Consider the following 11,171-nt stretch of genomic DNA (forward strand, 5'->3'; position numbering starts at 1 on the left):
CGGCTGCGGTTGGCGCGAAAGTCAGGAAACGCGCGGGTCCCCGAACCAGCCTTGGTAAATCAGCGAGAAATTGCGGTTGCCGTACGTGGAGCAGGCGTCGCCTTCGCCCGCTCCCGCGGCCAGCGCCGCCGTATTGGGCTGGTACGGCGTATAGATGTATAGCAGCGCCGTGGCGCGGTTGTGGATGTACACGTCGGTGCCGCCGCAAGCCGGATCCGGGTTGAAGCGCACATAGTTGAGTGCGTGCGCATGGTAGCCGTACTCGTTCTCATGGTGCACGTAGTACTGGTAGCGTTGCGCCGAGCCGAACACTTGGTTGAAGAATCCCGCGTACGCGGTGTCGCAGGCTTTGTCGTCGGGGCAGCTCAATCCCATGGCGGACCGGTATTGTTGCGCGGTCGGGTTGGCGGCCGTGACGAGCTGCTGTTCCTTTTGCAGCATCGTCAGCAGTACTTTGGCGGATACGGCGCACGCCTGCTGGGTTTTGTAAATGATGCTCGCCGCATGTTCCTTGTGGCTTTTGTCGGCCACATATTCGTTGCAGTAGCGGTCCGCTTTGCGGTTGGCGACCGTGAACGTCGCGTTTTTCAGGCATTCCTTGCCCGTGCACGCTTCACCCTGTTCGTTGAGGAACGATTGGATGTCGTGCTCGCTCATGGCGTCGCGGTCGAAGAATTGGTGTTGGGAAATGATGTTGCCCGGGTCGAATCCGTAGAGCTCAACGAGTTCGGCCTGGCGGTCGAGCGCGGTTTGCATGTTGACGCGTGCGAGGGCGGCGTTGGAACTGCAGACGGTGGCGGCCACCAGCGCGGCCGCGCAGACGATGCCGATAATGGCGGTGCGTACGCGCTGCGCTGGTGTGGCGCGCGTCCAGGAGTCGCGCAGGCGGTTGGTGCGTTTGGATTGGTTTACGGAAGAGTTGTGTTCGTGCATGCTGTAGCCGGCGCGGTTGACGGATAGGATTCAAGGCAAATACGAAAATAGTGTGGCCGGTTGTTCACCAAGGCCACACTACCACGCGAAGTTTGGCTCGCTACTTGAGCGCCTTCATAATGCGTTGCAAGCTGATTGGCTGCGATGTGCCCAATTCCTGCGCCCACAACGAGACGTAGAATTCCTCGAGCATCCAACGCGCTTGCTGCGCCTTGGCCAGCGCCTCGTCCCTGGTTTTGCCCACGGGCAGCGTGGTGGCGCGCTGTCGCGCCTTGTCCACGAGCTGGCGCGCCTCGTCGGCCTGCCATGCCCAGCGCACGTCGCGGTTGCGGTCCGTTTTCGCCTTGTTGATGCGCATAAGGTCCGCCTGCAAATAGCGCGACAGGTATTGGAACGGCACGGCCGGGGTCTTGCCGATGAATCCCGGGTACACAAGGCCGGCCATATGCTCGCGCACGGATTGGAGCACCGAGAGCATGGGCAGGTCGGCTTTGCCAGACACGGCCTTGTCCACCTGCGCATGCACTTTGAGGATTTCAATGGCGTCCTTGGCCACGTCGTACACGGTGTCCTCGAACACTTGCGTCACGCCGGCGACGGCCTGGGCGAGCTCCTCGTCGGAAGTGATGGAGCCGATGTCGGGCAGCAGCCGCTTGACGGCGGCCAGCTGCAAGTCGTCGGCCAGTTCCTTGGCGCTGTGGTACGGGGCGGCGGCCAGTATAAGCGCTTCGGCGCCGAGCCAACGCGACGTGATACGTTCGGCCGGCAGGCGCAACTGGTCGAGCGCGGCATGCCACAGCATCGATTCGCGCGACTCGTTCGTGGCGCCGGCCTTGTGCAGCAGGTTCGCCTGCGTTACTTTCTTGCCGGCGCCCGCGGCCTGTTCGGCGCGCTTGTGGATGGCTTTGCGCGCGGACTCCTGCGCCTGGGCGGCGAACTGCTGCTGGAGTTCACGCAACGATTTGCCGCGGCCGAGCTCCTTCATATGGCGACGGCCCTTGTGATGGCGGCTCGTGGGGGCTGCGGGCTGCTCCACAATGAACGTCATGCGCAAATAGGGGGCCAGTTTGGCCAGCAAGCCTTCCAAGTCTTCCGGATGGATCGTGGCGCCCACCACCGCAATCGCGGCCTTCGTGAACACGTGCGCAATGTCGGGCCATGTGGATTGCGCGTCGTCGCCCTCGTGGGGGCGGTTCGGATGCTCCATGCTTCCCGAACCCGGCAGCGCGTCGTAATGCTCGCCGATCCACGCGCGAATCTTGCGGGCCGTGTCGGGGGCGGGCACGAATTGCACGCGCAGCGCCTTCGGCAGCGCCTTGATCAGCGCCACGATCAGCTCGTCGAGCAGGCCCGGCACATTCCACGTGAACTGTGCCGGCTGGATGCGGCTCAACACGTTGAGCGGAATATGCACGCTCACGCCGTCCAAAGGATCGGCCGTGTCGTACACGTAGCTCAACCGCAAATCGATCGGCATGCCGTCGGAACCGTAGGTGTGCCAATGGTCGGGGAAATCGTCCATGCTTACCGAAGCGGCGTCGTCAAGCCGCTCCACCTTCGACGGGTCGAACGTGAGCAGATCGGGATGCGCATCATGTTCCTGCTTCCACCACTTGGCCAAGTCGGCCACCGAGATGGCGCTGGCGGGCAGCACGTCGTTGTAAAAGTCGTACAAGTCCTCATCGCTGACCGTTTGCGCCACCTGGCGCGTACGGTTCATGTCGTCGGCGGCGGACTCGAGCACGGCAATGTTGCGCGCAATGAAATCGTCATACGAAAAACGCTGGTGGATGTCGCCTTCCACAAGTCCCTGGCGGATCAGGAAATCGCGGGCCTCACCCGGATTGATGCGTCCCCACATCACGGGACGGTCCTGCACAATCGGCAGTCCGTACAACAGTATCTTCGCTTCCGCCACGGCCGCGCCGCGGGACGCGGACCAATGCGGGTTCGCGTACGTGGTGCGCGTCAGGTTGCCGGCCAACGGTTCGGCCCACGCCGGATCGATTTGCGCGCAGTAGCGCGCCCACAAGCGGCTCGTCTCCACCAATTCCGTCGTCATCAGCCACGACGGCGTGGACTTGGCCACGCTGGAAGCCGGGAAAATCGCGAAATGCGTGCCGCGCGCGCCCTGATAGTCGTTCTTCGCCATCTTTTGCGCGCGCTTCATGGCGCGGGCGCGGGCCGGACCGCGCAAATGGGAAAAATCGGACGCCTTCGGGTCCCTCACCACCTGCATGCCCATCATCGACAGCAATCCGGCGAGCATGGACGTGTGCACGCCCTGCGCGTCCCACGAACAGCACAGCGAATGCGCGGGCTGCTGGTTGAGCGGCAGCGCATACACGTCGCGCGACGGGCGCGAGGACGGCAGCGGCTCTCCCACGGAGAACTTGAGTTCCTTACACATCTGGCGCAGCTGGGAGACAAGGTCCTTCCACTGGCGCATACGCAGGAAATTGAAATGTTCCGTCTTGCACCAGCGGCGCAACGCGTGGTTGCTCATCTCGCCGTCCACCTGGAACGCGCGGTCCCAAATGTTCGCGGCCGTCAAAAAGTCGCTGGTCGCGTCGGCGTAACGATTATGGATGCGGTCGGCCTCCTCTCGCACCTCGTCGGGGCGTTCGCGCGGATCCTGCAGGCTCAAGAACGCCACGATCACGAGCACCGTGGCCAACGTGTTGGGAGTCGTATGGGCCGCCGCCTCAATGATCATGCGTCCCAGACGCACGTCGATCGGCAGCCTCGAGAGCTGGCGGCCGATGCGCGTGAGCTTCGTCTGCCCGTGCTTGCGCGAAATGGCCTTGAGCTCGGTCAGCTCGTTGAAACCGTCCGAAACGGCCTTCATGTCCGGAGGATCGATAAAACCGAAATCGGTAATGTCTTCCGCAGTTTTCGCCACGCCCACCGAAAGCATGTGCAACACCACGGCGCCCAGCGACGTGCGCAAAATCTCCGGTTCGGTGAACCGTTCCCTCGTCTCGTAGTCTTCACGCGAATACAGGCGAATCGCGATGCCGTCGGCCACACGGCCGCAGCGGCCCGCGCGCTGGTCGGCGCTCGCCTGCGAAATGGGCTCGATCGGCAGTCGCTGGACTTTCGCCGTCTTCGAATAACGCGAAATGCGCGCCAGGCCCGGGTCGACCACGTAACGGATCGAAGGCACGGTCAGCGACGTTTCCGCCACATTCGTGGCGATCACGATGCGCTGGTGCGTATGCGGTTCGAACACGCGGTGCTGCTCCTTGGCGCTCAGGCGCGCGAACAGCGGCATGATCTCGATCGCGTCGGGGCGGCGCATGTCCGCGGCGCGCGGACCGTAATGGTGGCGCAACGCGGCCTCGTATTCGTGGATGTCGCGCTCGCCGGCCGCGAAGACGAGAATGTCGCGCGGACCTGTCGTGTGCTGCGAGAGGATCACGAGTTCCGCGCACGCCCTCGCCACGGCCGTGGGCATGTCCTCGATGTCGTCGTCCGCGCCATAATCGTCGTCGCCCGGACGCGCGCCGTCGGCGAATCCCGGCACATGGTTGACCAGCGCGGGCGCCGCGCCCAGCGGCTCGTAGGCGATTTGCACGGGATAGGTGCGGCCCGACACTTCAATGACGGGCACCTTCGTATGCAGCGCCTCTTCGAAATGGCGCTGGAACTTGACCGAGTCGATCGTGGCGGACGTGATGATGAGCTTGAGGTCGCGCCGCTTGGGCAACAGCGCCGTCAGGTATCCGAGCAGGAAATCGATGTTGAGGCTGCGTTCGTGGGCCTCGTCGATCACGATCGTGTCGTAGCGGCTCAGCGTCGGGTCGCGCTGGATCTGTGCGAGCAGAATGCCGTCGGTCACCACGCGCAGGCGCGTATCGCGCGAGCTTTCGTCGGTGAACCGCACCTGGTAGCCGACCTCGTCGCCAAGGCGTACGCCCAATTCGCTGGCGATACGCTCGGCCACCGTGCGCGCGGCCAGGCGGCGCGGTTGCGTGTGGACAATCTGGCGGCCGTGGGAACCGCGGCCGAGCTCCAACAGGATTTTCGGCAGCTGCGTGGTCTTGCCCGAGCCCGTCTGGCCCGACACAATAACCACCTGGCTTGAGCGGACGGCCTGCGCGATGTCCTCGCGCGCCGCGCTTACCGGAAGTTCTTGCGGATATTCAAATTTCATGCCTTGCAAACCTCAATGACGCGGTAACCCTTGGAACTGGCGTACTTGCTCACCGCATACGCGTCGCCAAGCTGCTGCGCCAACCATTTCATCAGGGAGTCGGATCCCAAATTCTTCTGCACCACAAGATAGGCGCGGCCCTGCGGCTTCAAGCGCGGCAGCCATGTCATGAGCAATTCGTGAAGTACTTCTTTGCCTACGCGGATCGGCGGATTCGACCAGATCGCGTCAAATTGGACGTCTTCGGGAACCTGGTCGGCGGTGACGGCGCGGATGTTGCCGCAGCCGTTGGCCTTCGCGTTGAGCGCCGTCAGTTCCAGCGCGCGCTCGTTGACGTCCACCGACCACACTTGCGCGTCGGGGGACTCCTTGGCCAGCGCCAGGGAAATCGGGCCCCATCCGCAGCCCAGGTCGAGCAGGTTGCCGTCTTCAGGCGCGGCGGGAGCGTGCTTGAGCAGCACTTGTGTGCCCAAGTCGAGCTTTGACGACGAGAAGACGCCGTTGGAAGTGGTGACGGTCATCGGCCAGTCGCGGATCGTGAATTGAAATTCGCGGCGCACGTCCTGTGAAGCGGGCGTCGCGGAGAAATATTGTTCCGTAGTGTTCGATCCCATGATTCCTCGAATTGTCTATATATTGCGTAGATGAAAATATTTGGTTCGTATTCTTGCGTATGTCTCTTCAAGCGATGATAATAAGGCACCGAGAGTTCTACATATTATATAAAGCGATAGTGAGGTGCCTTTGGGGGCAGTTGGTGTCGATTGAACGTGACGACGAAGTCCGTGGGGGCGGCGTGCTCGCCGGCCAGTCGGAAGTGTTGCTTGCCGACCGTGACGACCATGACCTGTTTACTCCGGGAAACGAACAGTGGGAAGAACGAGAGTCCCGCAACGAACTGAAACATGTGACGGGCTTGGGGGAGCTGCAAGACGTCACGGAAGTCGAATACCGCAAGGTGCGTCTGGAACGCGTGGTGCTCGTGGGCGTATGGTCGCGGCGCGAGACGACGCAGGCCGAGGCCGAGGAGTCGCTTCGTGAATTGTCCGCGCTCGCGCAGACGGCGGGCGCCGTGGTGTGTGACGGCGTGCTCCAGCAGCGCTACCGTCCCGACGCCGCCACATACGTGGGATCGGGCAAGGCGCGCGAAATCGCCAATATTGTGGCCGCCAACGAGGCCGACACGATTATCGTGGACGACGATCTGGCGCCGAGCCAGCGCCGTGCGCTCGAAGACGCGGCCAAAGTGAAAGTCGTGGACCGTACGGCCGTCATTCTCGACATTTTCGCCCAGCACGCCTCCTCCAAGGAAGGCAAGGCGCAAGTCGAGCTCGCCCAATTGCAGTACATGCTGCCGCGACTGCGCGGATGGGGCGCGTCCCTGTCCAGGCAGGCGGGCGGACGCGCGGCGGGCGCCGACGCGGGCATCGGTTCGCGAGGCCCGGGCGAAACGAAAATCGAAATGGACCGCCGTGTCATCCGTAACCGTATCGCGAAATTGCGCCGTGATATTGCTCACATGGAACCGTCGCGCGCCATCAAGCGCGGGTCTCGCAACCGCAACGGGATGCCCACGGTGGCAGTAGTGGGCTACACGAACGCCGGCAAATCCTCGTTGACGAACCGCTTGACGGGTTCGCGCGAACTTGTGGAGAACGCGCTGTTCGCCACGCTCGACACGGCCGTGCGCGCGGCTTCCACTCCCGAAGGGCGCCGCTACGCCTACGTGGACACTGTGGGATTCGTGCGCAGGCTTCCCATACAGCTCGTGGAAGCGTTCAAATCCACGCTCGAAGAGGTTGGGGAAGCGGACCTCATCGTGCATGTGGTGGACATGTCCTATCCGGATCCGTTCTCGCAAATCGACAGCGTGAACGAAACCCTGCAAAGCATTGAGCATGTGGGCGATATTCCGTCGCTGCTCGTGATGAACAAGGCCGACCTTGTGGACGAGGAGACGCGCGAGCGACTCCACCGCCTCGCACCCGACGCGTTCATCGTCTCTTCGGCTACTGGCGAAGGAATCGACGAGTTGAAGGCCGCAGTAGAGGCGATGCTGCCGCAGCCTTCCGTGCACGTCGACGCGCTGCTGCCATACACGGCAGGCTCGCTTGTCGAAAAAATCCGCCTTGACGGACGCGTGCTCGACATTGAATACCGCGACGACGGCGTACGCGTGCAAGCTTTTGTGGACGATCACCTCAGCGCCCGCATCATGGAATCCGCCATCGGCTGACAATAAAATGTGGTATACGCCACAGGCCCGTAACGTCAAACGACTTCGCTAGAGTGAGGAACCGAAAGCTCTACGAAGACCCGCGTCCAGCGGGGTCGCCCGCGGATTCCACGGGATAGTGTTATACGGAGAGGTTGTTTAAGATGAATTCTTCCATTAAGCCCACCAAGCTGGCTATCGTCGGCGCCGGCGCTGTTGGCTCCACGCTCGCTTTCGCCGCTGCAGAGCGCGGCGTAGCTCGTGAAATCGTTCTCGAAGATATCGCCAAGGAACGCGTTGAGGCCGAAGTGCTCGACATGCAGCACGGCTCCAGCTTCCTGCCGACCGTGTCCCTCGACGGCTCCGATGATCCGGAAATCTGCCGCGACGCCGACATGGTAGTCATCACCGCTGGCGCTCGCCAGAAGCCGGGCCAGTCCCGTCTGGACCTCGCCGGTGCCACGATCAACATCATGAAGTCGATCATCCCGAACCTCGTGAAGGTCGCCCCGAACGCCATCTACATGCTCATCGCCAACCCGGTGGACATCGTGACGCGTGCCTGCCTGCAGCTCTCGGGTCTGCCGGCAAGCCAGATGTTCGGCTCCGGCACGAACCTGGATTCCGCTCGCCTGCGCTTCCTGATCGCCCAGCAGACCGGCGTGAACGTCAAGAACGTGCACGCTTACATCGCCGGCGAACACGGCGACTCCGAGGTCCCGCTGTGGTCCTCCGCCACCATCGGTGGCGTCCCGATGACCGAATGGCAGCCGCTGCCGGGTCACGAGCCGCTCGACGCCGCCAAGCGTGAAGAGATCCACCGGGAAGTCAAGAACTCCGCTTACAAGATCATCAACGGCAAGGGCGCGACGAACTTCGCCATCGCCATGTCCGCTGTGGACATCATCGAAGCGATCATGAACGACTCCAACCGCATCCTGCCGGTGTCCTCGCTGCTGCAGGACTTCCACGGCATCTCCGATGTGTGCATGTCCGTTCCTACGCTGCTCAACCGCAACGGCGTGAACTCCCGTCTGAACACCCCGGTGTCCGACGAAGAGCTCGCCGCCCTGAAGCGCTCCGCTGAGACGCTGAAGGAAACCTCTTCCCAGTTCGGCATCTGATTGCCGCTGGCATAGCGTATAGCAAAGCTCCAAGCGTATGACGCTTGGAGCTTTTTGCATAAGGATACGTATTTGGATGGCGCAGAAAGTAGTGCGGAAAGACGACGCCGCCGTTACAGTTTGCGCAGTACGGTGACGACCTTGCCCATGATTTGCGCGTGTTCGCCGTCAATGGGGGAGTAGTTGGGGTTGTGGGGCATGAGCCACATATGGCCGTTGTCGTCGAAGCGCAAGGTTTTCACGGTCGCCTCGTTGCCCAGCAGCGCCGCCACGATATCTCCGGGCTCGGCCGTGTTTTGCTGGCGCACCACCACGAAATCCCCGTCGCAAATGGCGGCGTCCACCATGGAGTCCCCGTGCACTTCAAGCATGAACAGTTCTCCCGTGCCCGTAAGCCGGGTGGGCAGGCGCATCACGTCTTCCACATGCTGTTGCGCCGTGATGGGGGCGCCGGCCGCGATGTCCCCGACAAGCGGAACATCCGACGAATCGATCACCGATTGCGTGGAACCCTCCTGGAACGGAACGGACACGGCGGCCTCTGGCTCTTCCAACGGCACAATTTCCAGTGCGCGGCCTTTGTGCGCGTCGCGGCGGATGTAGCCTTTGGCTTCGAGCATATGCAATTGGTGCTGTACGGACGACGTGCTTTTCAAATCGGCGGCCTTGCCGATTTCCCTCAGTGAAGGGGCGAACCCGTTGGCTGCGGTCAGGTCGCGAATGGCGCCCAGCACTTTGCGCTGGCGCTGCGTCAAATCGCTCATTTCAGGAGTCGGATGCGGCGCAGAGCCGCCGGAAAACGCGCTGCTCATGATGGGTCCTTTCGATTACGACTAGCATAACGCACCATATGGGGTATTTCAAACAGATGTTCGAACACGTGTCGCATGGCGTGAAGATTATGTGCAATCTCTAAGGAAAAACGTCGAAAAATCGGCTCCGCATCACAAAAAATGCACCATATTCCCCCGCGACGCGCTACTCTTGACGGTATGCATTGTCCATATTGCCAAAACGCAGACACGAAAGTCATTGATACGCGCATCAGTGAAGACGGGTATTCCATCCGGCGCAGGCGTCAATGCCTCAATTGCGGGCACCGGTTCACTACCGTGGAGACCACGCTGTTGCTCGTGCGCAAGCGTACGGGGGAAGTGGAACCGTTCAACCGCGGCAAAGTCATCGCCGGAGTGAGGAAGGCGTGCCAGGGGCGCCCCATCCGTGAAGAGGATTTGAAGATGCTCGGTCAACGCGTCGAAGAGGATCTGCGCGCCCGCGGACTGGCGCAAGTCGAATCGGACGAAATCGGCAAGGCTATCCTGCGCCCGTTGCGCGACCTCGATGAAGTGGCATACATGCGTTTCGCGAGCGTCTATCAGAATTTTGAAGATCTCAACGACTTCCAGAACGCCATCAATGACTTGCGCGCCGCCGCCGCGGACGAACCGCAACAGTGACGCGCAACCGGTCGATGGATCATATATTCAACTATTGATATATGTGGTAAGCCGGCGAACACAATATAGCCGGCCGCCACATCTTACATGACGCGCAACTGGATCGTGCCGTCGATGGCGCCCAGCGCCGCGATCGTCTCTTCGTCGGGAATTTCGGACACGTCGGTGACCACGTAACCGATTTCTCCCTCTGTCGCCAGCGATTGCGCGGCGATATTGATGTTGCGTTCGCCCAGCACATGGTTGAGGCTGGCCAATACGCCCGGCAAATTGCTGTGCAAATGCGCGATGCGGGCGGGTGCCGAGCACGAGCCGAGCGTAATCTGCGGCACGTTCACCGACAGCATCGTCGAGGCACGCCACATGTAGTCTTCAAGACGCTGGGAGACGAACAGCGCGATGTTCTTCTGCGCTTCCAGCGTCGAGCCTCCAATATGCGGCGTCAAAATGATGTTCGGTTCTTCGGCCAGCGGGGTAGTGAACGGGTCCCCGCTTTTCTTGGGCTCCACAGGGAACACGTCGACGGCAGCACCCGCCAGGTGCTTGGCGTCTAAGTGGCGGCGGAGCGCCTGCAAATCCACCACGAATCCGCGCGACAGGTTCAGGAAAATGGCGTCCTGCTTCATGTGCGCGAACTGTTCCTCGCCGAAGAATCCCGTGTTTTCCGCGCGGCCGTCCACATGGATCGTCACGGCGTCGGACTGCTCGAGCAACTCGTTGAGCGAATTGCAGCGGATCGCGTTGCCCAGCGCGAGCTTTTCCTCCAGATCGTAGAACACGACGCGCATGCCCAACGCCTCGGCCAGCACGGACAGCTGGGAGCCGATATTGCCGTAGCCGATAATGCCGAGCGTTTTGCCGCGCACCTCGTGCGAACCGCTCGCGGACTTGTCCCAAATGCCCGCGCGCATGCGCAACGTGTGCGCCGGCAGACGTCGCATAAGGCTGATGATGTTGCCGATCACGAGTTCCACCACGGAGCGCGTGTTCGAATACGGCGCGTTGAACACGGCCACACCGCGCTGCGCCGCATACGCCAAATCTACCTGGTTCGTGCCGATGCAGAAGCAGCCCACGGCCAACAGGTCCGGGCACGCGTCGATCACGGCCGGCGTGACGGAAGTCTTGGAACGGATGCCCAAAATGGATACGCCCTGCAGCGCCTCGATCAGTTCCGCTTCGGACAGCGCTCCGGAGAGCTGCTCCACATCGAAACCGGCGCGGCGCAAGGCCTCACCGGCCAACGGATGAATATTCTCTAACAACAGTGCTTTGGGCATGGGTTC

8 protein-coding genes are annotated in these 11,171 nt (G+C 61.9%); 3 read left to right on the forward strand and 5 right to left on the reverse strand.

Features of this window, described 5'->3' with window-relative positions:
- Positions 1–21: 21 nt before the first annotated feature.
- The 3 genes from BMAGN_RS01085 to BMAGN_RS01095 all read right to left on the reverse strand — a co-directional run bounded on the left by BMAGN_RS01085 (position 22) and on the right by BMAGN_RS01095 (position 5,703).
- Positions 22–933: a hypothetical protein gene (locus BMAGN_RS01085; protein ID WP_022859578.1), complete on the reverse strand. Its 912-nt coding sequence runs from the start codon at positions 931–933 to the stop codon at positions 22–24.
- 100 nt (positions 934–1,033) lie between these two features.
- Entirely contained in the window at positions 1,034–5,089 is a 4,056-nt protein-coding gene (hrpA, locus tag BMAGN_RS01090) for an ATP-dependent RNA helicase HrpA (protein ID WP_022859579.1), read from the reverse strand.
- Positions 5,086–5,703, reverse strand: a complete 618-nt coding sequence (locus BMAGN_RS01095) for a class I SAM-dependent methyltransferase (RefSeq protein WP_022859580.1) — start codon at positions 5,701–5,703, stop codon at positions 5,086–5,088. Before BMAGN_RS01095 ends, hrpA begins: the two co-directional genes overlap by 4 nt.
- Positions 5,704–5,843: 140 nt before the next feature.
- Here BMAGN_RS01095 and hflX point away from each other — a divergent pair, with 140 nt between their 5' ends.
- Together hflX and BMAGN_RS01105 are read left to right on the forward strand one after the other, a co-directional pair.
- Positions 5,844–7,325, forward strand: coding sequence for a GTPase HflX (gene hflX / locus BMAGN_RS01100; RefSeq protein ID WP_022859581.1), 1,482 nt, complete (start codon positions 5,844–5,846; stop codon positions 7,323–7,325).
- A gap of 143 nt (positions 7,326–7,468) precedes the next feature.
- Positions 7,469–8,428: an L-lactate dehydrogenase gene (locus tag BMAGN_RS01105; RefSeq protein ID WP_022859582.1), complete on the forward strand. Its 960-nt coding sequence runs from the start codon at positions 7,469–7,471 to the stop codon at positions 8,426–8,428.
- A gap of 113 nt (positions 8,429–8,541) precedes the next feature.
- On the opposite strand, the gene lexA is transcribed toward BMAGN_RS01105, so the two are convergent.
- Positions 8,542–9,240, reverse strand: coding sequence for a transcriptional repressor LexA (gene lexA / locus BMAGN_RS01110; RefSeq protein ID WP_022859583.1), 699 nt, complete (start codon positions 9,238–9,240; stop codon positions 8,542–8,544).
- A gap of 180 nt (positions 9,241–9,420) precedes the next feature.
- Between lexA and nrdR the strand changes: the two genes are divergently transcribed.
- Positions 9,421–9,885, forward strand: a complete 465-nt coding sequence (nrdR, locus tag BMAGN_RS01115; protein ID WP_026501967.1) for a transcriptional regulator NrdR — start codon at positions 9,421–9,423, stop codon at positions 9,883–9,885.
- 83 nt (positions 9,886–9,968) lie between these two features.
- Here nrdR and serA read toward each other — a convergent pair whose 3' ends face one another.
- Positions 9,969–11,165 carry a phosphoglycerate dehydrogenase gene (serA, locus tag BMAGN_RS01120; RefSeq protein WP_022859585.1) on the reverse strand — a complete coding sequence of 399 codons (1,197 nt, stop codon included), beginning with the start codon at positions 11,163–11,165 and terminating at the stop codon, positions 9,969–9,971.
- Between the last annotated feature and the right edge of the window lie 6 nt (positions 11,166–11,171).

Origin of the sequence: Bifidobacterium magnum (genome assembly GCF_000741255.1) — a bacterium.
In the GTDB taxonomy this organism is placed as follows: Bacteria; Actinomycetota; Actinomycetes; order Actinomycetales; family Bifidobacteriaceae; genus Bifidobacterium; species Bifidobacterium magnum.

What these genes read in the sequence shown, in the direction of transcription:
- lexA (WP_022859583.1), bottom strand. Translation starts at nt 9,240, where the DNA reads ATGAGCAGCGCGTTTTCCGGCGGCTCTGCGCCGCATCCGACTCCTGAA.
- BMAGN_RS01095 (WP_022859580.1), bottom strand. Translation starts at nt 5,703, where the DNA reads ATGGGATCGAACACTACGGAACAATATTTCTCCGCGACGCCCGCTTCA.
- BMAGN_RS01085 (WP_022859578.1), bottom strand. Translation starts at nt 933, where the DNA reads ATGCACGAACACAACTCTTCCGTAAACCAATCCAAACGCACCAACCGC.
- BMAGN_RS01105 (WP_022859582.1), top strand. Translation starts at nt 7,469, where the DNA reads ATGAATTCTTCCATTAAGCCCACCAAGCTGGCTATCGTCGGCGCCGGC.
- hrpA (WP_022859579.1), bottom strand. Translation starts at nt 5,089, where the DNA reads ATGAAATTTGAATATCCGCAAGAACTTCCGGTAAGCGCGGCGCGCGAG.
- serA (WP_022859585.1), bottom strand. Translation starts at nt 11,165, where the DNA reads ATGCCCAAAGCACTGTTGTTAGAGAATATTCATCCGTTGGCCGGTGAG.
- nrdR (WP_026501967.1), top strand. Translation starts at nt 9,421, where the DNA reads ATGCATTGTCCATATTGCCAAAACGCAGACACGAAAGTCATTGATACG.